Genomic DNA, 23,706 nt, shown 5'->3' with positions numbered 1-23,706 from the left:
CTACTGATGATCAAAGTGGTGAATTTACCTGTTCATGTAAAAATCACCAACTATTAAACATAGTATTTTACACATTAGTTCTTCTATGCACGTCGAATTGTATTTTTTATCTTATATTAGGCATTTATTACTTCTTTTTTTACATCTGGCAAGCCTTTTAATAAATTTTCAGCAATTGTTAACCATTTCGACGTCTCTAATCCATTCGTTTTCATCACAATTTTCAATTGTGACCCCTCCATACCAAGACCGATCATACGGCCAAAACTACTTCCTAGCATGAATAATTTTCCACCATCTATATTTTGGCTCGCTTGTTCAGAAAACAGGAATGTTACTTCAAATTTATTTTGCTTAATTAACTCAATTTGTTCTTTCATTGCCAACACTTTAATGTTTGCAATTTGTAATAAATAACCAACTTCTTGTGGATAATCACCAAATCTGTCGATCATCTCTTCCTGCAACTCTTCAATATCTTCAATTGCAGAAATACCTCTAAATTGTTTATACATCATAATTTTTTGTTTACTATCTGAAATGTACGCATCCGGTAAATATGCATCTACTTCTAAATCAATTTCAACATTAACGGTATTTTCAACTCCGTCTGTTCCTCTACGTTGCTCAATTGCATCTTTTAACATTTGAGAATATAGATCAAATCCGACAGAATCAATAAATCCATGTTGTTCTGCCCCTAACAAATTACCCGCACCACGAATTGATAAGTCTCTCATCGCAATTTTGAAACCAGATCCAAGCTCTGTAAACTCTTTAATTGCTTGCAGACGCCTCTCTGCAACTTCCGATAACACTTTATCACGTTTGTATGCAAAGTATGCATACGCGACGCGATTAGAACGCCCAACACGACCACGAAGCTGATACAACTGCGATAATCCCATACGATCTGCATCAAATACAATTAATGTATTTACATTCGGAATATCTACACCCGTCTCAATAATTGTTGTACTTACAAGAACATCATGCTGCCCTTCTAAAAACGATAGCATAACAGACTCTAATTCACCTTCATTCATTTTCCCATGTGCGTATGTTACACGAGCATCTGGAACTAACATCGAAATTTCATCTGCTTTTCTTTCAATATCCTCCACACGGTTATATAGGAAGTAAATTTGACCGCCTCTTGCTAACTCTCGCTCTATCGCTTCTCGCATTAACGCTGGATTATACTCTACTACATATGTTTGTACTGGGAAACGATTCTCTGGTGGTGTCTCAATAACAGATAAATCGCGCACACCAAGCATAGACATATGAAGTGTACGTGGAATCGGAGTTGCCGTTAATGTTAACACGTCAACATTTGCTTTCAATTGTTTAATTTTTTCTTTATGTGTAACGCCGAATCTTTGTTCTTCATCAATAATAAGAAGTCCTAAATCTTTATAAGTAACATCTTTAGATAAAATACGATGCGTTCCGATTACAATATCCACCGTTCCATCTTTTAAACCTTTAATCGTTTCATTTTGTTGTTTTCGTGTACGGAATCTACTTAGTAACCCTATATTAATCGGATAATCTTGAAAACGCTCTCGAATTGTTTCATAGTGTTGTTGTGCAAGGATTGTTGTTGGTACTAAAATCGCAACTTGTTTTTCATCCATAATTGCTTTAAATGCCGCACGAATAGCTACTTCAGTCTTTCCATATCCTACGTCACCACAAAGAAGCCTATCCATCGGACGTCCGCGTTCCATATCTTTCTTAATCTCTTCAATAGAACGTAATTGATCCTCTGTCTCTTGATATGGGAATAAAGATTCAAACTCTTGTTGCTCTGCCGTATCTGGTGTATATGCATAACCTTTCGAAGCTTCACGCTCGGCATATAATTTAATTAGGTCATCTGCAATGTCTTGTACAGATTTTTCAACTTTCGTTTTGACCTTCTTCCAATCATTTCCGCCTAATTTATAAACTTTTGGTTCCTTACCTTCAGACCCTACGTATTTTTGCACTTGATCAATTTGTTCAATTGGAACGTATAACTTATCATTACCTTGATATTTAATATTTAAATAATCTTTATGAACACCATTAATCTCTAATGTCTCAATACCTAAAAATTTACCTATACCATGATTTACATGAACTACATGGTCTCCAACTTTTAATTCCGAATAACTTTTAATACGTTCAGCGTTAGATAACTTTTGCTTACGTTGTGATTTTTTAACCTTCTTATGAAAAAGCTCCTTTTCAGTAATGACAACAAACTTTTGCATCGGCATTTCAAAGCCTGCATGTAAATCACCTACAGCAATTTGTAACCTTCCAGGCAATAAGATATCTGTCGCCTCTACAATGTCTGCATCAATATCATAATCACTTAAAATATGTTGTAGTTTTTTTACACGTTCATCATCTGTTCCAAGCACAACGGTCGTAAAATTACCTTCATTCCATCTATCAATTTCAGTTTTTAACAAATTCATCTGTCCGTGGAAATCTTGCATCGTTTTACATGTCACATTTACAATATTTTGAGGATGCGTGTGTGCTATATGGCGTAAGAATAACGTTAAATATACAAAACTTCTTTTTTTATTATGAAGAAACTCCTCAAACGAGTGGGAGAAAGATAAATCCTGAATAATTGTTCCTTCGCCAAGAAGTGAGATATACCATTCCGCTTCTTCTGTTTCAAGATGTGATGCTGTTTCTTGAATACGGGAAATCTCATCTAAAATTACAACACCATTTTCTGGTAAATAATCTATCAGACTAGCAGGTTCTTTATAGAAAATAGATAAATATTTAAACATTTGTTCTATACTCTGCCCGTTTTTCAACATTTCAATTTCATGACTAACCGTCTCAAGCACAGTAGTCTTTAATTTATCATCGGAAAGCTTTTGCATCGTCTTAGTCAAACCTTCTTCAAGATGCTTAATTCCCGATTTCAATTCTTCCTGTGAAAATAAAAACTCTGTTGCTGGACCGAACTTAACACTTTCCTTTTTATCCTGAGAACGCTGTTCATCCACATCAAACAATCGAATAGAATCGACTTCTGTATCGAAGAATTCAATACGAAACGGTAATTCTTCCGTTAATGGGTAAATATCTAATATTCCCCCGCGTAAACTGAACTCTCCTGGAGCTTCTACCATTGACTTACGCTCGTAGCCAATATGGTGTAAAGTATGCAAGAGTGCATCTAAATCAATCTCTTGCCCTAGATTGATTTCAATTTGCCTTTGCTTCCATAATTCTTTTATTGGTAAAAACCTACGCAGCCCTGCAACTGGCGCTACAATAATCCCATTCTCTCCTGCAGCTAAGCGATTTAACACCTCAATACGCTGTGCCTTCAATTCTGGACTTGCAACACCAACCTCCGATGCTATCAATTCATTTACCGGATATAGCCAAACATCTTTTTCACCAAGTAACGCCACTAAATCTTCATGTACTTTTTGTGCTTGGTATAAATTGTGCGTCACGATAAGTTGTGATTGCTTTGTCTTTTTATATAAAGCTGCCATTAATAATGAACGAGAGGATGTTGCCATACCCGATACAAGTTGTTCTTTCAACCCATCTTCTAGCCCATTAATAACCGATTGTATTTCTTCATTTTTATAAAATTGCTCTAATAAACCTATCATTTTCAAAACTCCTCTCAACATAAAGAGCAAGTTACTATATTTTATGCAAATATTTTGGAAAAAGAAAACAGAAAAATGCTTTGGACATGCCAAAGCGACAACATTTTATTGCAGAAATTTTTCATATTCATAATACTCAGGATAAGATGCGAGCGTTTCTTGACACGATTCACAAATCGTTTTTATATATATATTTCCATTCTCATGAAAATGAATCATATCCACTACTTCTTGCTCTGTTAGTTGAAACAAAACGTCGCTATATACTTTTTCTGCGATAATGGAGCCCACATTACTTCCACAATGTCTACAGTAATAATAACCTTCCATACTAGCCTCCTAAATATCCAATTGCTACTAGTATGGGATAAAACAAAATAAAATATTCCAGATTGTGCGCTTAACTATTAAAAGTATTCATGATTTGGAGAAAAGGTTTATTTAACCATTCCTCACATGCATCTGCTGCATTTTCAATGGATTGATTAACGCCAGATATTTCTTCAGATGTAAAACGTCCTAATACGTAATCCACTACTTTCATCCCATTTTTCGGACGATCGATTCCCATGCGGATACGTTGAAATTCTTGTGTTCCTAAATGTGAAATTGTTGATTTCACACCATTATGTCCACCCGCACTACCTTTCATGCGAAGGCGTAATTTACCTACAGGAATATCTAAATCATCGTACATAACAATGAAGTCCTCGACATCAATTTTATAATAATCCATGAGTGGACGGATACTTTCCCCAGATAAATTCATATATGTAAGTGGCTTTAGTAAGATTACTTTTTCCCCATTAACAAAACCTGCGCCAAATACCCCTTTAAACTTTTGTTCATTCAAAGAAATACTCCAACGTTTTGCAAGTTCATCGATTGCCATAAATCCAATATTATGCCTTGTTAATTCATATTCTCTACCTGGGTTCCCAAGTCCTACTATTAATTTCATTCTTGTACCACTACTTTCTTTTTTCGATACGAAAAGACGTAACCAAGCTTGGTTACGTCTCATTCTATCCAATTAATTGAATAATACACTTACAGATTCTTCTTCGTATACACGAATGATTGCTTCTCCGATTAATGGAGCAACTGAAAGTTCATGTACTTTATCAATTTTCTTCTCTTCTGGTAATACGATAGAGTTCGTTACAACTAACTCTTTAATATTCGAATTTTGAATACGCTCAATTGCTGGACCAGATAATACTGGGTGTGTACAGCAAGCATATACTTCAGAAGCACCGTTCTCAACAAGAGCGTTTGCCGCTAATGTAATTGTACCAGCTGTATCAATGATGTCATCAATTAAAATTGCTGTTTTGCCTTCGATGTTACCGATAATGTTCATTACCTCTGATACATTCGGACGAGGACGACGCTTATCAATAATAGCGATTGGCGCTTTTAGGCGATCCGCCATTTTTCTAGCACGCGTTACACCACCGTGATCAGGAGATACGATTACGATATCTTTAAGGCCTTTTGCTTCAAAGTAGTCTGAAAGAATCGGTACACCCATTAAGTGGTCGATCGGGATATCAAAGAATCCTTGAATTTGCGGAGCATGTAAATCTAGAGTGATTACACGAGTTGCACCTGCTGTTTCAAGCAAGTTTGCTACAAGTTTCGATGTAATTGGTTCACGAGAACGCGCTTTACGGTCTTGACGCGCATAACCATAGTAAGGAATAACAATATTAATTGTTTTTGCAGATGCACGTTTTAATGCATCAATCATAATAAGTAATTCCATGATATGTTCGTTTACTGGGAAGCTTGTAGATTGAATAATGAATACATCGCAACCACGGATACTTTCTTCAATGTTAATTTGAACTTCTCCATCACTAAAACGATCAACAGAACATTTTCCTAGTCCTACTCCAATATGCTTTGCGATTTGCTCAGCAAGTTCCTTATTAGAGTTTAAAGAGAATACTTTCAAATTAGAATTTAGATATTGAGTCGACATCTAGATTAACCCTCCACATTATGATTTTTTCTTATTCAGCAATTGATCAACATAGTCTTCTTTGTTAACTTGACGTGCACGTGCTACTGATAATGCTTTTGATGGAACATTCTCTGTTATTGTAGAGCCTGCTGCCACATAAGCACCATCTTCAACTGTTACAGGAGCAACAAGGTTTGAATTACATCCAATAAATACCCCGTTACCAATTACAGTTTTAAATTTATTCTTGCCGTCGTAGTTCACCGTAATTGAACCACAACCAAGATTCACGTCTTCTCCAACTTGTGCATCCCCGATATAACTTAAGTGTGAAGCTTTACTTCTATTACCAAAAACAGTTTTTTTGATTTCTACGAAGTTTCCAACGCGCACTTCATCTCCAATAACTGAATCTGGGCGAATATGTGCAAATGGACCAACTGATACTTCTGTACCAAGTTTGCTGTCATGTACAGTAGATTGACGAATTACCGTACGATCTCCAATTTCACTATCGCGAATTACTGTATGCGGTCCAATTTCACAATCAGAACCAATTACAGTGTTCCCCTCAATAACCGTTCCTGGGTGAAGAACTGTATCACTACCAATAATTGCATCCGCAGAAATGTATGTGTTACTTGGATCAATAATTGTAACACCATTTACCATGTTCTTTCTGTTAATACGATTTTTCATAATAATTTCCGCTTGCGATAGAGCGACTCTGTCGTTAACACCTAACGTTTCATCGAAGTGCTCTGTTTGATAAGCTGATACAATATGACCTTCATTTTTTAAAATTTCAATAACGTCCGGAAGGTAATATTCGCCCTGTACATTATCATTTGAAACTTTAGAAAGTGAAGCAAATAAAGCTTTATTATCAAAACAATACGTACCTGTATTGATTTCTTTAATAGCTAATTCTTTTTCATTTGCATCCTTATGCTCAACAATCTTTTCAACATGACCATTCTCATTACGAACGATACGGCCATATCCAGCAGGCTCTTCTATGTACGCTGTTAGTACCGTCGCCATTGCTCCCGCTTCTTCGTGTTGCTGAAGCAATGCTTCCATCGTTTCAGCAGTTATTAGAGGTGTATCACCACAAATAACTAAAGTTGTTCCCTCTTCATTTGCAAGTACACTTGCAGCTTGATCGACAGCATGAGCTGTACCAAGTTGTTCTGCTTGTAATGCAAACTCACTTACGTTTCCTAGCTGTTCTTGTACCTTTTCAGCACCATGTCCAACGACTGTTACAAGTTTCTGCAATCCTAATTGAGATACTTCATTGACTACATGTTGTACCATTGGTTTTCCACATACAGGATGCAGCACTTTGTATAGCTTGGACTTCATACGTGTGCCTTTACCTGCAGCTAGAATCACTGCAAATCTGTTTGACATATAGACCCTCCATCGCAACCTATTTATCCATTAACGATATTATCCTAAATCATCATATATTTCAAGAAACACATTATAACTATTAAATTTTACCATAATTCTTATAAGATGTTTTACTCTTTAGTATCTTTTTTAAGGAATAAGCTATACTATTTTAAATGATTTTGAAAAAATTAGAAGTTTTTCATCTTTATTTTTTCAAAATATGAATTTTTATAATTAGAAACGTGTATTATTCAAAAAAAAAACAAACTCCTGTAAATGCTTACAGGAGTTTGCTACAAAATTATAAGACTTTCTTTCAAAAGCCCTTTTCATTCGAATTTTACGAAGCGCCTGCTTCTTCAAACTCAACCTCTTCTAACTCGCCTAAACGATGATACTCTGTTAAAACCGCATCTTGAATTTTAGAGCGTGTATTAGAATTAATTGGATGTGCAATGTCACGGAATTCTCCATCCGGAGTACGTTTACTTGGCATTGCTACAAATAATCCATTATTACCATCAATTACACGAATATCATGAACAACAAATTCATGGTCTAGAGTAATAGAGGCAATTGCTCTCATGCGGCCTTCTGTGTTTACGCGGCGTAATCTTACGTCAGTCACTTCCATCTTGTGTTCACCACCCTTTTCTAAATAAGCGATATATTTGTATAAATTCCACAAAATTTCTATTTTTCCTTTAATTTTTTAAAAATTTTTAAGATAAAAATTTTTATTGTAGTTGAATATAAGGATTAGTAGAGGTTATCGCTTACAAAGAGTTACTTAACTAGGGCAATTACTTCGATTTCAACAGAAACATCTTTCGGTAATTTTGCTACTTGTACACAAGAACGCGCTGGTTTATGAGTAGAGAAATAAGAACCGTATACTTCATTAACAGCATTAAAATCATCCATATCCTTCAAGAATACTGTTGTTTTTACCACTGTATCAAATGAAGCACCTGCTTCTGCTAATACCGCTTGTAAATTTTCAAATACTTGCTCTGTTTGTACTGTTACATCTCCTGTTACAAGTTCTCCACTTGCCGTTAACGGAATTTGTCCTGAACTATAGAACATGTTATTTACAATAATCCCTTGTGAATATGGTCCGATTGCCTGTGGTGCTTTGCTTGTTTGAACAACTTTCATACTTTTCACCCTTTTATTATTTATTTTTACTCTTTAAAAATAGTGTACCAAAGGCAGTTTGTCCATCTATTTTGTAATTTATAAATAGGAATAAAAAAAGGTAAAGCTATCTGCTTTACCTTTTTACTCAGCCTCTACAAGCCCTTTATCAAATGGTGCAAGTGCATAATTCCCCTTTTCCACTTGAATCGCTTTTTCTTTCACATCAACTTCTGACAGACGAATTAATGATACAAAGTTATTAATAAGTCTTTCTTCAATATCCGTAGACTCTACTAATACGCCAATCCCAACAACATTAGCTTTAAACTCTTCTAGCATGCTCATCATACCTTGAATGGTTCCGCCAGCTTTCATAAAGTCATCAATAATTAAAACATTGGACCCTTCTGGAAGGCTACGCTTTGCTAAAGTCATCGTTTGGATTCGCTTAGAGGAACCTGATACATAGTTAATACTAACAGTGGGTCCTTCTGTTACCTTATTATCTTTTCTCGCAATTACTACCGGTACATCTAAGTAGTTCGCTACTGCATAAGCAAGCGGAATTCCTTTTGTCGCTACCGTCATAACCGCATCAATTGGTTGCCTAGCAAAAACAGAAGCAAATAAACGACCTGCGCCATTAATCTGGCGAGGATTACTTAAAAGATCCGTCATATATAAGTAACCGCCAGGCAAAATACGGTCTGGGTTTTCAAATAAGCTACAAAGCTCGTTAATAATCAGATTTGCCTCTTCTTCACTTATATAAGGAATATATTTCACTCCTCCTGCTGCTCCTGGTACCGTTTGCAATGTGCCGACACCTTGTTGTTCAAACGTTTGCTTAATAATAACTAAATCTTCACTAATGGAAGATTTAGCCGATTGATACCTTTCAGCAAAAAAAGTGAGAGAAACTAGCTGACGAGGATTTTGTAACAAGTAATACGTCAGATCGACCAATCTTGTACTTCGTCTAATTTTCATACTCTCACCTCAAATCACGAATATTCTAAACAAATCATAACGTATTATACGTCTTTATTCAAGCGTTTCTCGCTCTCCTAATAAACGCACTGCATATACTTGCTCGCAAAATCCTTTTAACCCGTTATATATGCGGTGCATTCGCGAATCATGGTGTACAAGACCAAATACAGTTGGGCCACTTCCACTCATTAATACGGCATCTGCCCCAAAGCGTTTCATCTGTGATTTAATACGTGCAACCTCGGGATGCATCGCAAACGTCACATCTTCTAAAACGTTACCAACAGTATCACAAATTCCTTTATAATCGCCATGGTTAATGACTTCAACCATTTTATCTACATTTGGATGAGTAACACGATTTAATTTTAAATTTCCGTACACGTCAGCAGTAGATACACCAATGTGGGGCTTTGCTAAAACAACCCAACAAGAAGGCGGAGTCTTTATATGTTCAATTTCTTCTCCTCTTCCAGTGGCAATAGCAGTTCCACCATATACACAGAACGATACATCTGATCCAATTTCTGCGCCAAGCTTTGCTAATTCATCGATTGTTAGCCCTAAATTCCATAACTTATTAAGGCCACGTAATGTCGCTGCTGCATCACTACTTCCACCTGCTAATCCAGCGGCTACTGGAATCGTTTTTTCAATAGTAATAGACACACCTTTTTTTACATTAAACTTCACTTTTAATAATTTCGCTGCTTGATAAGCTAAATTGCGTTGGTCGTCTGGGACATACCGATTATGGGACAAAATTTCAATACAGTCTTCTGCTAATTCCGTTAGCTCTAAACGATCTGCCAAGTCGATTGTTGTCATAATCATTTTCACTTCATGATATCCATCTTGTCTTTTTCCCAGTACATCTAACGACAGATTAATCTTTGCTGGTGCTTTCACTAGTAGCTTCAATCTATTCACCCACTCTATGTACTCAATCTTTTATCGTTTATTTTACCATAAATTTATAGTAAGACGATGACACTTCCCTAATTATATCGAAAAGCATTCAGAATGAAACTACTTATGTCAAATGATGGCACCTTTTAGCGTGCAAAAAGCCGAGGAATCTCTCCTCGGCTACCGTAGCATAGAAAGTATCTTACAACTACTGGTTTCGTTTCATTAATTGCTGTTCTGCAATTTCTATAGCACGTTTCACCATATTACCAGCATCTTTCGCACGAATTCCGCCCCATCCTTCTTTCTGAACAACATCATAAAATCCAAGCTCTTTTGCAAGCTCTTCTTTAAATTGATTTGACATGACTCCTCTTCGTCTACTCAATGCAGAGTCCCCCCTTATTTTGCTACGGTATAATTAGTATGCAAAATAATATAGCTTTTCATTTATGGGAATATATGTAACAAAAAATACATTAATTATAAAATACTTCATTTTGAGATTCATCGTAAAATGTTAGCTCTACTGTCTCTGTTAAAACATCTGCATAACTATAAGATACACGTTGCAATGCATCTTCTTGCTGGTCTAATTGTACAACAAACACAGAACGATACGTTTCTGCAAGTACACCTGATTGCTCCACAGTTTTTCTTCTCCCACTATTTGCCTTTAACATAAGTCGCTGTCCAAGATGGTGATCTAATTCGCTTTTAATTTCATCTAAACGTTTTGACATATACTTTGCTACACCTCGCTGTAATTTAGATTGAACACTTAAAACACGATATATCTATCCCAATTATTAACCGCAATTCACAGACAATATCATTATAAAAGCATCATGCGTTCAAATAGATAGAAGAAATACTATATTCTAAAAGTATCATTGTATAGTCTGCACGTTCTTGCCGCTTTTTATCCAGACTCATTTAAATCATTTCCACATAAAAAAGCAAGATACGTATGTACCTTGCTCATTCGTCATAATGTTGAAAGGGCAATCCTGTTCGTAAAATCCCTCTTGTTTCAATTCCGCCTAGTCCCTTTTCGCCAGTAATTGTATTACGCACAACGTCCCATACATTTACTCTTTCCATAAATGAAGTGAAACTAATTTTGCCAACTACATATACAGGATCTAGAGCATGAATATTAATTCTAGACGGTGAACTAGCAAAATTAGCACCTGCCCGAATCAACGCCTCAAAGTGTGATTGACAAGCCCCAGCAAAAATAACGAGTTGATCTAACGATGGATACTTTTTCCGCACTTCTCGAACGGCCTGTACAAAATGTCTAGAATGTCTATATGCTGCTAAATCTCCCATAACTCCTTTTGACTTTGTATATGCATCATGTCCTGTAATAACTAAAATGTCTGGGCGAAAATGATCTATTAAGTCTACAACCTTTTCATGCATCTCCGTTTCCTTACAATGAATACCTTGAACAGGAACGCCTATTTTATTATATAAATCTAAGCACTTGCGCAAATATAAAGGATCTCCATCTATATGCAATACACGTCCTGGCATTTGAAAATAATTCACTTCACTTGTATATCCACCAGTTGAATTATGTTCATGTCTTTGTTTCATCAACACGTAATCTTGCTGAAACAACCGGTAAGTACGCTCCATCGTTTCTTTTTCACGCTTCACTCTATTTTTATGTTCTCGTTGATCTATACTAACTAAATCTGCAAGTGGTGCATCCGCCACAAGTCTAATTTCCTCTCCAAATAATATTGCCATATCGCCTTTTATTTCTATAATACGAAAAAGAATATCCCTATTATGAGAATATCGTTCAACTAATTCTCCAACATGTAAATCCATTCTCCTACCTCCAAACTCGTTAGGCCATCTTACCTGTTTTTAAAGTATGAATTTAGGAAAGGAAAGGTGACAAAAGGGACAGCTCAAGTTGAACTGTCCCTTTCATATTCTTATGACAATTTATGAAGAATTAATGCATTACTTAATGTTGCAAACTCTTCGATAGATAGCGTTTCGCCTCTTCGCTTCGGATCAATTCCTACTTCTGTCAAAATTCGATCCAACAGCTCTTTATCTTTCGGGAAACCATTTAAATTATTTGATAAATTATTCATTAAAGTTTTACGACGCTGTGCGAAACTCGCTCGTACTACTTCAAAGAAGAAAGTTTCATCTGTCACTTCTACAACTGGTTTAGGACGCTTTAGAAGACGGATAATCGCAGAATCAACATTTGGTTGTGGCACAAACACTGTACGCGGTACAGTCATAACTGTTTCTACCTCTGTATAATACTGAATGGCAATTGATAAAGAACCATACTCTTTCGTTCCTGGTTTAGCAGCTAAACGATCCCCAACTTCTTTTTGCATCATAACAACAAATCCACGAACCGGTAATTTTTCTTCAAGCAATTTAAATAAAATTGGCGTTGTAATATAGTATGGTAAGTTAGCTACTACCATTACATCTTGTCCTTCTTCAAATTGCTCACTAAACACTTCATGTACATCTGCTTTTAGTACATCTTTATTTATAACTGTAACGTTGCTATATGGAGCTAACGTCTCGTCTAAAATTGGTAATAATCTCTGATCAATTTCAAAAGCCACTACTTTTTTAGCACGCTTTGCCAATTGCTCTGTTAACGCACCGATACCTGGTCCAATTTCAATTGCGCCACTTTCTGAACCGATTTCTGCGTGATCAACGATACGATTTAATACATTCGTATCAATTAAAAAATTTTGTCCTAAACTTTTTTTGAATGAAAATCCATACTTTTCAACAATGTCTTTCGTACGATTTGGTGTTGCGATATCCTTCATTTTTTTTCCTCCTGTATTACTTGCTTATAAGCTTCTGCAAATGATTCCTTTGAAACCTGAAACATTTGTAAACGTTTATGTAACTGTTTTGCGTTTGTATAACCAATCTTTAATAGCTTACCCACTCTTTCTCTGCGACTCTTTGCCATTTCTCCGCCCACTAAGCCCGCATCGACTAGATCACTCCAACTAATTTCACTTGTGTAAGCTTCCATTTCTTCATGTATATTCTCTAAAGCACGGCGAATCGACTCATTAGAAGCATGTTCGATTCCAACACCTTTTTTCCTTTTAGCAAGTGCTTCTTCCTTCGTTAAAAAAGCATGCTTACATCCAGGAACCTTGTCAGAAATAATTTTTCGAATACGCTCTCCAGGATAATCCGGATCTGTGAAAATAATAACGCCTCGTTTTTGCTGCGCTAATTTAACTTGCTCAATAACGTGATCACCGATTGCTGAACCGTTCGTTTCGATTGTATCCGCATCAACAGCACGTTTAATCGCAACTGTATCATCTTTACCTTCTACAACGATAATCTCTTTAATTTTCATGCTTGCCTCCACACTCTTTTCATCTCTACTTAGTAAAACAAAAAAATGACGACTTTTCCATTATTATTTTCCCAATCGTACATTTTAAAAAGTAGAAGAGAAAAATCTTTGTTCACTATCCTTATTGTAACACTTCTATCTCCATCTTAATTTATCCGCAATATTTCTACACTTATGTTATGAGTACATAGTTGGTTCTTATCACTTCTACTATCTCTCTTCTCAAAAAATAAAAAAAGAATGGGCCTCCCCATTCTTTTTTATTCAACACCAAATAAGGATTTGGCATTCTTTGTTGTTACTTGTGCTACTTCGTCATAAGAAATTCCTTTTAAATTCGCAATTTCTTCTGCTACCAGTTTTACATAACTAGGTTCATTTCGTTTCCCTCGAAATGGGTGTGGTGTTAAATACGGGCAATCTGTCTCTATCAATAATTTTTCTAACGGAATCTCCATAGCAACTTCTTTCGGTTTCTTGGCATTTTTAAATGTTACTGGACCACCTAATGAAATTAAAAAGTTCATATCGACACATCGCTGCGCTACTTCTACACTACCGCTAAAGCAATGCATAATGCCCCCTACTTCAGCTGCATTCTCTTCCTCTAGGATATCAACAATATCTTGAGTTGCATCGCGGTTATGTATAATAATCGGTAATTTCACCTTTTTCGCTAATGCAATTTGTTTACGGAATACTTCCTTCTGTATTTCTTTTGGAGACTTATCCCAGTGATAATCTAATCCCATTTCCCCAATTGCAACTACTTTAGGATGAGCCGCTAATTCTTCTAACCAAGCTAAATGTTCTTCTTTCATATCGATTGCATCAACAGGATGCCATCCAACTGCAGCGTAAATAAAATCATAAGCCTCTGCTAATTCAATTGCTTTCTTTATCGTTACTTCATCAAATCCAACAACAACTGTATATGTAACTCCCGCTTCTTTCATTCTCGCGATAACTTCTTGTAAATCTTCTTCAAATTGCTCTGCATTTAAATGTGAATGTGTATCAAACAACATAATAAATAACTCCTTTTATATTGAAATCAATTCTCTCATAGAAAAACTACACTCTTTCTAACTTAACGATAACAATACTTCAATTTTAATGCAAAAAACGGAATGTAAAAAGAAAAAAGACGCTTCACCAATGTTACACGTGAAACATCTCTTTTCTTGCCTCAATTACTTGATTTTTGTACCATTTGGTAAATTCTGGTCAATTGATGCTAATGACAATACGCCATTCTCTTCACCTGCTAAAATCATACCTTGTGATAATTCACCACGTAATTTTACAGGTTTTAAATTCGTTACACAAATAACCTTTTTACCTTTTAGTTCTTCTGGGGAATAGAATTTAGCAATCCCAGAAACCACTTGGCGCTTCTCTGTACCTAAATCAAGCTGAATTTTTAACAACTTATCTGCTTTTTTCACAGGTTCAGCGGATATTACTTCAGCTACTCGTAATTCTACTTTAAAGAAATCATCAATTGTAATTTCTTCTGCCTTTGGTTCTTCTGCTTTTTTCTCTTCTACTTTAGGAGCAGAACCTTGCATTTGTTCTTTAATATACCCCACTTCTACTTCCATTTCCAAACGAGGGAAGATTGGGTTTCCTTTTTCTACTTTTGTTCCAGCTGGAATACATCCAATTGTAGATAGGCTTTCCCAAGATTTATGCGCCTCTTCAGTAAGTCCAAGTTGAGCAAACATCTTACTTGGTGCTACTGTTAGGAATGGCATAAGCATAATACCTGTTTGACGAAGTACCTCAGCTAAGTGGGCCATTACAGACGCAAGTTTTTCGCCATCATTCTCATCCTTCGCTAATACCCACGGCTGCGTTTCATCAATATATTTGTTCGTACGGCTAACTAATTGCCAAATGGAACTTAGCGCTACAGAGAATTCCATATTCTCCATTGCCTCTTCTACTTTTTTCAATGTATCTTTGGCAAATGTCACTAAAGTTTCATCGAACTCAGTTACATTTTCTTTAAATGCAGGGATTTCCCCGTTAAAGTATTTATCAATCATAGCTACTGTACGATTTAATAAGTTACCTAAATCATTCGCTAAATCAAAGTTGATTCGTTCAACAAATCCTTCTGGTGTGAATACTCCATCAGATCCAAATGGAACTTCGCGAAGTAAGTAGTAACGCAATGCATCTAATCCGTAACGATCAATTAGTGTAACTGGATCTACTACGTTTCCTTTTGACTTACTCATTTTCCCATCCTTCATTAAAATCCAGCCATGAGCAAAGACTTTCTTCGGAAGTGGTAAATCTAAAGCCATTAAAATAATTGGCCAATAAATTGTGTGGAAACGAACGATTTCTTTCCCAACTAAATGGACATCTGCTGGCCAGAATTTTTTATACTTCTCTTCATTTTCTGTTCCATATCCTAATGCAGTAATGTAATTAGACAACGCATCTACCCATACGTAAATAACGTGTTTTGGGTTACCTGGAACACGAACTCCCCAGTCAAATGAAGTACGAGAAACAGCTAAATCTTCTAATCCTGGTTTAATGAAGTTATTAATCATTTCATTTTTACGGGACTCCGGCTGAATGAAATGAGGGTTATCTTCATAGAACTTTAATAGTCGGTCTACATATTTACCCATTCTAAAGAAATAAGACTCTTCGCGAACAAGTTCTACAGCGTGACCACTATCTGGGCTTTTTCCGCCAACTACTTTGTCACCTTCCATAATTGGATCTACTAATTGATGCGCTGTATAGAATGTTTCATCTTGTACAGAATACCAACCTTCATATTCATCAAGATAAATATCGCCTTGATCTACTAGCTGCTTGAAGATTTTCTCAACAACATCTTTATGACGATCTTCAGTTGTACGAATAAAATCATCATAAGAGATATCCATCTTCTCCCAAAGTTCTTTAATCCCTGATACAATGTTATCCACATATGCCTGTGGTGTAACATTTAGTTCTTCTGCTTTCTTTTGGATCTTCTGTCCATGCTCATCAGTTCCTGTTAAATAATGAACATTGTATCCTTGCATACGCTTATATCGTGCCATCGCATCTCCTGCTACTGTCGTATAAGCATGTCCAATGTGTAACTTTCCACTTGGATAATAAATTGGGGTAGTAATATAAAAGGACTTATTTTCCTCTTTCATCGTTTTGGACCTCCCGAATAACCTCATATGTATTTATAAACAGTATATCAAAAACTCATATATAAAGTGAAACTTTAATCCGTGGGGAGGGTTCATCCCCCATGGATTATTAGCCCACACCAATCGGGCTTTTACGAGCAGCCCGACTCCCACTTAACTTCTTTGCTCCGGCTAAATTTTAAAGTGGGAGTCTTACTGCTCGCAAATAGCGGGATAAAAACGAGTTAATGCTCGATATCTTTATCATCTATTACTCATATTCAAAAAAAATATACAATATATTTCCCGAAAAGTATAAACATTACAAAAAATAATACAAAACAATTGTAGAAATGACTTACATTCTATCATATATAAGAAGTATAAAAATCTATAAATCTTTTTTAAAAATATAGAATTTAATAATTGACGGAAATGTAAATGATTGGTATCATATGTCCATAGGGTATTTTGTCGAAAAATGACGAATCAAAAAAATAGACTCGAAACTTATAAACTATTTATTTAGGAGGAAAAGAATTATGAAATCTACTGGTATCGTTCGTAAAGTTGATGAATTAGGTCGTGTAGTAATTCCAATCGAATTACGCCGTACTTTAGGTATTGCAGAAAAGGATGCTCTTGAAATCTACGTTGATGATGAAAAAATCATCTTAAAGAAATATAAACCAAACATGACTTGCCAAGTAACTGGTGAAGTATCTGATGGTAACCTATCTTTAGCTGAAGGTAAAATTATCTTAAGTAAAGAAGGCGCTGAACAAGTCTTAAACGAACTTCAAGATTATATCGAAACAGCAAAATAAGCTTCTCAATTATGAGAAGCTTATTTTTTATCCACATGATAGATTTGATATACGTCTCGTTTCGACAAATCTCGATCTTTAGCGACTGTTTTTATCGCTTCTTTTGAATTCATACCTTTTTCATTTATATAATGTTCAATATGATTATATACTGAAATAGCTTCCCACCATTGTTCTTCTGGAGTAGGTTCTTCTATTGAACCTGCTACTAAAATACAAAACTCACCACGAACTTCATTTTGCTTCGTCCACTCAATCGCTTCTTCAATTGTTCCACGAATAAACTCTTCAAATTTTTTCGTTAGCTCACGACATAATACGATTTCCCTATTTCCTAATACTTCTTGCATAGAGATTAAAGTATCATCTAAACGATGTGGCGCCTCATAAAACATCATTGTAGTTGGAATATAGCGTAGTTTTTCTAATTCAAGCTTACGTCCCTTTTTATTTCTTTGCAGGAAACCATAGAAATAAAAATGTTTTGTCTCAAGTCCTGATGCAATCAATGCTGTAAGGGCTGCATTTGCCCCAGGAAGCGGGATAACATGATATTGTTCTGCTACAGCCTCTACAACGATATCATAACCAGGATCTGAAATACATGGCATACCAGCATCGCTCACAATGGCTACAGTCTTACCTTCTTCTAACTTATCTAAAATTTTCCGTCCACTTACTCCTTTATTATGCTCATGATAACTCATAACTGGTGTTTCAATTTCAAAGTAATTACAAAGTTTCTTCGTTTGCCTTGTATCTTCCGCTGCAATAATTTCTGCCTCTTTTAAAATTCGGATTGCACGAAATGTCATATCCTCTAAATTTCCGATTGGAGTCGGTACTAAATATAAAACTCCCTTTTCATTTTGCTGAAAGCTTTTTTGCTGCCACATAGCGTTCTCCTTTTTGCATATATTCTTCTTTTTTTTTCCTCGTTAACTGCTTAAAGTGATACTCAGCTTGCATAGCCGTTCGTTTATCCTCGTGATCCTCTACATATTTTAAAACAACTGGAAGTCTAGCGCGTGTATATCTAGCACCTTTTCCACTATTATGGGTCTGAATCCGTTTTTCTATATGATTCGTGTATCCAGCATAATAACTTCCATCAGAACACTCCACCACATAAAAACAATGCTTATTCTTCTCCATATAAAATTGAACGAAGCTCCTTTGTATATTCATTATTTTCTTCATATACAAAAAGAGGTGGTAAGATTTTTAAATCTGCATTTCCATCCTTAATTCCTTCAATTAACAATGTATTCGCTTCTTTACCAGCCTTAGGATAAACAAATCGCACACGTTTCGGTTCAATTTTGTATTTACGCATTAATGTGACGATGTCGAGCAAACGACCTGGACGATGTACAAATGCTACTTTCCCACCCTGTTTCACTAGCTGACTACTTGCGTATACAACATCTTCTAGTGTGCACATAATTTCATGACGAGCTATCGCTAAATGTTCATTCATATTCTTCTCAGAAGTTTGTGGTGTTTGAAAATAAGGAGGATTACATGTTACAACATCATATTGATGACGTCCAAGTTTCTCCGGCATATCTTTCAAATCTCCATGGATTAAATGAATTCTTTCTGCTAAATTATTGTATTGAACGCTTCTTATTCCCATATCATATAAGCGCTCTTGAATTTCTACACCTGTAATTTTCCCTTTTGTCCTTGTACTTAATAAAAGAGGGATAACTGCGTTACCTGTACACAAATCAAGTAAATTACCTTTTTGAATTGGCACCCAAGCAAAATCTGCAAGTAAAACAGCATCCAAAGAAAAATTAAATACTGATGGACTTTGTACAATCTTCATATCTTGCGCTAATAAGTAATCTAAACGCTCATCTTCATATAAATTCATATATTGCTCCCTTTCTTACACTTAACCTACCCTATTTCATCTTCTATTAATGTAAAAATAAATTTCATTCTACTCTCATGTATAAAAAATTACCTTTCCAATTATATTGGAAAGGTAATCTCACTTTTTATTTAAAAATGACAGACAGAATAAACAATCTCCCTCTTTACGTACACTTCCATAATGTAGATTGCAAATATGAAAACCTTCTTGATATAGTCTCGCTAGATTATCGTAGCCTTCACCAATATCTGTCTTCGCCTTCATTTCTTTGCGTTTTTGAGTTTTTTGTTTTTCCTTGTTCTGCACTTCTTCAAAACGATGTCGCAAATTTTCATTTTCCATTTTTATATGTTGGTTTTCTTCCAATAATTCTGCAAGATGTTGTTTTAATTCTCCCAACTGTTTGTATAAATGTCCAATTTGCTCTTCCATACTAGAAACCGATGCAAAAATATCCTTTTTCTCCACAAGCACCCACCTCATTAATCTGTGGTTTGACTCGAAACGACCCCTTTATTCATTAATTCATCTAACGTATATTCTACTATCCGTTCCTTGTCTACTAGTTCCACTTGAATTAATCTTTCTAAAATATTTAATCCGATAACACGGCCAGTACCGTGCGGTGTTTGTATACGTTGATCTAAATCAGGAAGTTGTTCCTTTGCTGCCTCATATTCATCATTCTCATATTTTAAGCAACACATTAAGCGACCACATAAACCAGAGATTTTTGCAGGATTTAATGATAAATTTTGATCCTTTGCCATTTTAATGGATACAGGTTCAAAATCTCCTAAAAAAGTAGAACAACAAAGCATACGACCACATGGACCAATACCACCAAGCATTTTTGCTTCGTCACGAACGCCGATCTGTCTCAGCTCAATTCTTGTCCTAAAAATTGCCGCTAAGTCTTTCACTAGTTCCCGGAAATCAATCCGACCATCCGCAGTAAAGTAAAAAATAATCTTATTACGATCGAACGTATACTCTACATCTACAAGCTTCATATCAAGATTATGTTCTCCTACCTTTTGTTGACAAACTTGATATGCTTCTTTCGCAGCATGCCTATTCTCTTCAACAATGGTACGATCATTTTCATTTGCAATACGAATAACTTTTTTTAGCGGTAATACAACGTCATTTTCATCAACTTGCTTTTTGGTAATAACTACTTTTCCGTACTCAATACCTCTTACCGTTTCTACAATTACAAACTCATTTTCTGAGATATCGAACTGATTTGGATCAAAGTAATATACCTTTCCGGCCTTCTTAAAGCGAACACCTACTACATCATACAAAACGGTCATCCCTCCTGCAACCGCAACACTAACTGTTCGAACACAAGCTGCGCATTTACATTAGCGTTGATTCTATTTTTTGCCTCTAATATATTAAAGAGAGCTGATACAATGCGCTTCTGAGCATAAGAAAAGCATTCAAACATCTCTTTCTGCTCATGAAAAACAAGACGATCTTCTTCTCCAAGTTGAACATATAATAAATCCTTATAAATAAGGAGTAACATATCTAAGCCTTGCTGTAATTGTTCTTTCTCTCCAAAGTGCTTCCCCCATTTTTCTTGTACAAAAAAAATAGAGGCCTTATCTTTTTCGAGCGCTTCACATAATTTTATCACTAAAGCTCTCGCTTGTGCAAACCATTCATCATTACACATTAATAAAGCTTCTTCAAAACTATTTGTAAGCTGCGCAGCAAGTGTAGATAAAGAAACTGTAATACCTTCTTCCTCTAACCTCTTAATTAAAGATTCTGTAGGCAACGGCCTAAACGTAACAACTTGACAACGCGATAAGATTGTATTTAAAATCTGATGACTTTGTTCAGTAAGTAAAATAGCTGTTGTATCACTACTTGGTTCTTCTAAAAACTTTAAGAGCGTATTCGCTGCATTTGCTGTCATACGATCTGCATGCTCAATAATATATACTTTTTTATTTGCTTCTAATCCTGTTTTTGAAAACTCTTCTTGTAAATCATGAATTTGCTGTTTTTTAATAGATAATCCATCGGGTTTTACAATATGTAAGTTTGGGTAGTTACCTGAATCAATTCGGCGACAATTCGTACATACATGACAAGGCTCTACACCATTTCTTTGTGAACAGAGAAAACTTTTTGCCATTTGAATTGCTGTGGCGAACTTCCCAGTCCCTTTCCCTCCCTCTAACAAGTAAGCGTGGGATATACGCTCTTTTGCAATGCTATTCATCAACATTTTGACACCGATGGGCTGTATAGCAGAAAGCTGCTCCCACGTATTTATCATACTGCATACCTCACTTATTTCATTCTTTCCTTCTATTATAACAATTTATCTTCTATAATCTGAACAACTTCTTCTATAAGTTTTTTCATTGGTTGATCAGCATTTACTAATACAATGCGATTAGAGAAACGCTCTACAACTTGTAAATACCCTTCACGCACACGTTTATGGAAAGAGATATCTTCCATATCTAGTCGATTTACTTCACGTCCTGCATCTTTTCCAATTCGTGCTAAACCTACCTCTGGCTCAATATCTAAATAGATTGTTAAACTAGGCATACAATCTTCCGTTGCGAAACGATTAATTTCAAATACTTTATCCATACCTAAGCCTCTTGCATATCCTTGATATGCTAAAGAGCTATCTATAAAACGATCACATAGTACAAGATAGTTTTCCTCAAGTGCTGGCATAACTTTTTCCACTAAATGTTGTCTACGTGCAGCAGCATATAAGAGCGCCTCTGTACGTGCTTCCATCATCGTATACTCTTGTTTATGTAAAATTGTTCTAATATCTTCAGAAATTGCAATACCACCCGGTTCTCTAGTCGCCATTACCTTTTGTTCCTTTTGCTCAAAATATGGTAATAAACTTTTAATTAATGTTGTTTTACCCGAACCTTCTGGCCCTTCAATTGTTACAAATAATCCCTTCATCCTAAAACCTACTTTCTATATCATACACGTTCATATATTTCGTACTACCTTGAAAACGAGCCCCTGTTTTCTCTAAATGAGTAATTTGCTTTGTATGTTCTTGAGTAATTCTCTCTCCATACATGATCAATGGAATTCCAGGTGGATACGGAATCACCATTTCTGCAGCTATCATACCAACGGCTTCTTCTATAGATACTAACTTCGTTTCGTATCTCTCTAATTGTTTATACGTATACGGTAAAGGGGAAATCTCCCCTTTATAAGTATAACGAATTGATGCTATCTTGTCTTTTACCTTATATTGCTGCATAGCTAATCGAATGATCTCTATAGCTTTCATATACCCCTCATTTACTTGTAACGGTAATATAAATAGGACGTTATATGGATCTGCCATTTCCGTATATATACCGACTTTTTCAAATACAGACTGTAATTCATACCCCGATAACTGACAGCGAGTTTGCACCGTAACTTTTAATTCATCTTGCGATGGATATTGCAAAATGGCTATTTGTGGGATAGATCGCAATCCTTCTTTAAATCGGCGTAAAAACTCAACGATTTCATCATGACCCTCTTCCTTTATAACTGCTATTGCAAAACGTGCTATATCAAGAGAAGCCATAATTGGATACGATGGGCTACTAGATTGTAGCATACTTAAATAGGAGGAAACTTTTTCTTCGCTCACCAAACGGCTATTTATATGTAAATAAGATCCCATTGTCATCGCAGGTAATGTTTTATGTGCGGAATGAACCACAATATCCGCACCATAAACTAATGCTGACTTCGGGAAGGGGTCCCCTATACAAAAATGCGCCCCATGGGCTTCATCTACTAGAACAGGAATTTTATGTGCATGTGCGTAAGCGATACTTGCCTCTAAATCAATACCCATACCATAGTAATTAGGATGTGTTAAAATAAGTGCTTTTGCATTTGGATACTTTGTAATTGCCTCCTTAATAACTTCATCACGAACACCTACTGGTACGTTATGTACTTCATCAATCCATGGATTTAAAAAGACCGGATTCGCCCCTGCTAATTTCAAACCATTAATGATCGATTTATGACAATTTCTTTGTACGAGGACAATATCATGTTCGCCGCAGCAAGACAAAATCATTGCTAAATTTCCAACTGTTGAACCATTAATTAAAAAATAACTTTTGTGCACGCCATATACTTCAGCTAATAATTGCTGTGCTTCATCTATACATTCAAACGGGCTATGTAAATCATCTAATCCTGTTAACTCTGTTACATCAATTGATAATATGTCCTTAAACCCCCCTGAAGCTTTCTGAGGGAAGTTTAAACCATTCTTATGACCTGGAACATGAAAAGATAATAGTCGCCTTTCTTTAAATTCCATTAGCGCCTCATATAAAGGCATACGATTTTGATTCATATATA

25 protein-coding genes are annotated in these 23,706 nt (G+C 35.7%); 1 reads left to right on the top strand and 24 read right to left on the bottom strand.

The window, feature by feature from the left end; all coding sequences use genetic code 11:
• Positions 1 to 116: 116 nt before the first annotated feature.
• The 16 genes from mfd to metG form a co-directional block, all read right to left on the bottom strand.
• Entirely contained in the window at positions 117 to 3,647 is a 3,531-nt protein-coding gene (gene mfd, locus NSS74_RS24195) for a transcription-repair coupling factor (protein WP_061675097.1), read from the bottom strand.
• A gap of 105 nt (positions 3,648 to 3,752) precedes the next feature.
• Positions 3,753 to 3,977, bottom strand: coding sequence for an anti-sigma-F factor Fin family protein (locus NSS74_RS24190; RefSeq protein ID WP_002091576.1), 225 nt, complete (start codon positions 3,975 to 3,977; stop codon positions 3,753 to 3,755).
• 70 nt (positions 3,978 to 4,047) lie between these two features.
• Positions 4,048 to 4,608, bottom strand: a complete 561-nt coding sequence (pth, locus tag NSS74_RS24185) for an aminoacyl-tRNA hydrolase (RefSeq protein WP_002144538.1) — start codon at positions 4,606 to 4,608, stop codon at positions 4,048 to 4,050.
• 72 nt (positions 4,609 to 4,680) lie between these two features.
• Positions 4,681 to 5,634, bottom strand: coding sequence for a ribose-phosphate diphosphokinase (locus NSS74_RS24180; protein ID WP_002091580.1), 954 nt, complete (start codon positions 5,632 to 5,634; stop codon positions 4,681 to 4,683).
• 18 nt (positions 5,635 to 5,652) lie between these two features.
• Positions 5,653 to 7,032 (bottom strand): bifunctional UDP-N-acetylglucosamine diphosphorylase/glucosamine-1-phosphate N-acetyltransferase GlmU, encoded by a 1,380-nt coding sequence (glmU, locus tag NSS74_RS24175; RefSeq protein ID WP_002091584.1) that lies wholly within the window; start codon positions 7,030 to 7,032, stop codon positions 5,653 to 5,655.
• A gap of 325 nt (positions 7,033 to 7,357) precedes the next feature.
• A complete protein-coding gene (spoVG, locus tag NSS74_RS24170) occupies positions 7,358 to 7,651 on the bottom strand; it encodes a septation regulator SpoVG (RefSeq protein ID WP_000454042.1) in 294 nt (97 codons plus the stop codon).
• 152 nt (positions 7,652 to 7,803) lie between these two features.
• Positions 7,804 to 8,178: a RidA family protein gene (locus NSS74_RS24165; protein WP_000869819.1), complete on the bottom strand. Its 375-nt coding sequence runs from the start codon at positions 8,176 to 8,178 to the stop codon at positions 7,804 to 7,806.
• 123 nt (positions 8,179 to 8,301) lie between these two features.
• Positions 8,302 to 9,150: a pur operon repressor gene (purR, locus tag NSS74_RS24160; RefSeq protein ID WP_002091587.1), complete on the bottom strand. Its 849-nt coding sequence runs from the start codon at positions 9,148 to 9,150 to the stop codon at positions 8,302 to 8,304.
• Between the two features lie 54 nt (positions 9,151 to 9,204).
• The gene (gene ispE, locus NSS74_RS24155; protein WP_149190073.1) at positions 9,205 to 10,074 is read right to left on the bottom strand and encodes a 4-(cytidine 5'-diphospho)-2-C-methyl-D-erythritol kinase; all 870 of its coding nucleotides are present in this window, start codon (positions 10,072 to 10,074) and stop codon (positions 9,205 to 9,207) included.
• 196 nt (positions 10,075 to 10,270) lie between these two features.
• The gene (sspF, locus tag NSS74_RS24150) at positions 10,271 to 10,450 is read right to left on the bottom strand and encodes an acid-soluble spore protein SspF (RefSeq protein WP_002094215.1); all 180 of its coding nucleotides are present in this window, start codon (positions 10,448 to 10,450) and stop codon (positions 10,271 to 10,273) included.
• A 91-nt stretch (positions 10,451 to 10,541) separates the two neighbouring features.
• Positions 10,542 to 10,805 (bottom strand): biofilm formation stimulator Veg, encoded by a 264-nt coding sequence (veg, locus tag NSS74_RS24145; RefSeq protein WP_002009653.1) that lies wholly within the window; start codon positions 10,803 to 10,805, stop codon positions 10,542 to 10,544.
• A 238-nt stretch (positions 10,806 to 11,043) separates the two neighbouring features.
• Positions 11,044 to 11,907 carry a sporulation peptidase YabG gene (yabG, locus tag NSS74_RS24140; RefSeq protein WP_002009651.1) on the bottom strand — a complete coding sequence of 288 codons (864 nt, stop codon included), beginning with the start codon at positions 11,905 to 11,907 and terminating at the stop codon, positions 11,044 to 11,046.
• Positions 11,908 to 12,017: 110 nt separating this feature from the next.
• Positions 12,018 to 12,896, bottom strand: coding sequence for a 16S rRNA (adenine(1518)-N(6)/adenine(1519)-N(6))-dimethyltransferase RsmA (rsmA, locus tag NSS74_RS24135; protein WP_002091590.1), 879 nt, complete (start codon positions 12,894 to 12,896; stop codon positions 12,018 to 12,020).
• Positions 12,893 to 13,450 (bottom strand): ribonuclease M5, encoded by a 558-nt coding sequence (gene rnmV, locus NSS74_RS24130; RefSeq protein ID WP_002029323.1) that lies wholly within the window; start codon positions 13,448 to 13,450, stop codon positions 12,893 to 12,895. The genes rsmA and rnmV overlap by 4 nt, the downstream gene beginning before the upstream one ends.
• A 260-nt stretch (positions 13,451 to 13,710) precedes the next feature.
• Positions 13,711 to 14,478, bottom strand: coding sequence for a TatD family hydrolase (locus NSS74_RS24125; RefSeq protein ID WP_002009645.1), 768 nt, complete (start codon positions 14,476 to 14,478; stop codon positions 13,711 to 13,713).
• Positions 14,479 to 14,643: 165 nt separating this feature from the next.
• Complete coding sequence (gene metG / locus NSS74_RS24120; RefSeq protein ID WP_061689480.1) at positions 14,644 to 16,626, bottom strand: methionine--tRNA ligase; 1,983 nt, start codon at positions 16,624 to 16,626, stop codon at positions 14,644 to 14,646.
• A 521-nt stretch (positions 16,627 to 17,147) separates the two neighbouring features.
• Between metG and NSS74_RS24115 the strand changes: the two genes are divergently transcribed.
• A complete protein-coding gene (locus tag NSS74_RS24115; protein ID WP_000843037.1) occupies positions 17,148 to 17,432 on the top strand; it encodes an AbrB/MazE/SpoVT family DNA-binding domain-containing protein in 285 nt (94 codons plus the stop codon).
• A 20-nt stretch (positions 17,433 to 17,452) separates the two neighbouring features.
• Here the strand turns inward: NSS74_RS24115 and rsmI are convergent, their stop codons facing one another.
• The 8 genes from rsmI to NSS74_RS24075 form a co-directional block, all read right to left on the bottom strand.
• Positions 17,453 to 18,328: a 16S rRNA (cytidine(1402)-2'-O)-methyltransferase gene (gene rsmI / locus NSS74_RS24110; RefSeq protein ID WP_340814436.1), complete on the bottom strand. Its 876-nt coding sequence runs from the start codon at positions 18,326 to 18,328 to the stop codon at positions 17,453 to 17,455.
• Positions 18,297 to 18,587 (bottom strand): GIY-YIG nuclease family protein, encoded by a 291-nt coding sequence (locus tag NSS74_RS24105; protein ID WP_002130207.1) that lies wholly within the window; start codon positions 18,585 to 18,587, stop codon positions 18,297 to 18,299. The genes rsmI and NSS74_RS24105 overlap by 32 nt, the downstream gene beginning before the upstream one ends.
• The gene (locus NSS74_RS24100; protein WP_002029328.1) at positions 18,574 to 19,314 is read right to left on the bottom strand and encodes a tRNA1(Val) (adenine(37)-N6)-methyltransferase; all 741 of its coding nucleotides are present in this window, start codon (positions 19,312 to 19,314) and stop codon (positions 18,574 to 18,576) included. The genes NSS74_RS24105 and NSS74_RS24100 overlap by 14 nt, the downstream gene beginning before the upstream one ends.
• A gap of 120 nt (positions 19,315 to 19,434) precedes the next feature.
• Positions 19,435 to 19,785, bottom strand: a complete 351-nt coding sequence (gene yabA, locus NSS74_RS24095) for a DNA replication initiation control protein YabA (protein WP_002009639.1) — start codon at positions 19,783 to 19,785, stop codon at positions 19,435 to 19,437.
• Between the two features lie 14 nt (positions 19,786 to 19,799).
• Complete coding sequence (locus NSS74_RS24090; RefSeq protein WP_002009637.1) at positions 19,800 to 20,627, bottom strand: PSP1 domain-containing protein; 828 nt, start codon at positions 20,625 to 20,627, stop codon at positions 19,800 to 19,802.
• Positions 20,628 to 20,632: 5 nt separating this feature from the next.
• Entirely contained in the window at positions 20,633 to 21,616 is a 984-nt protein-coding gene (gene holB / locus NSS74_RS24085; RefSeq protein WP_159147370.1) for a DNA polymerase III subunit delta', read from the bottom strand.
• Positions 21,617 to 21,651: 35 nt separating this feature from the next.
• Positions 21,652 to 22,278: a dTMP kinase gene (tmk, locus tag NSS74_RS24080; protein WP_002009634.1), complete on the bottom strand. Its 627-nt coding sequence runs from the start codon at positions 22,276 to 22,278 to the stop codon at positions 21,652 to 21,654.
• A 1-nt stretch (position 22,279) separates the two neighbouring features.
• Entirely contained in the window at positions 22,280 to 23,701 is a 1,422-nt protein-coding gene (locus NSS74_RS24075; RefSeq protein WP_340814434.1) for an aminotransferase class I/II-fold pyridoxal phosphate-dependent enzyme, read from the bottom strand.
• Positions 23,702 to 23,706 lie beyond the last annotated feature (5 nt).

It is taken from the genome of Bacillus sp. FSL E2-8868 (assembly GCF_038005505.1).
GTDB classification, from domain to species: Bacteria; Bacillota; Bacilli; order Bacillales; family Bacillaceae_G; genus Bacillus_A; species Bacillus_A mycoides.
This window is presented reverse-complemented; position numbering and strand designations above follow the sequence as displayed.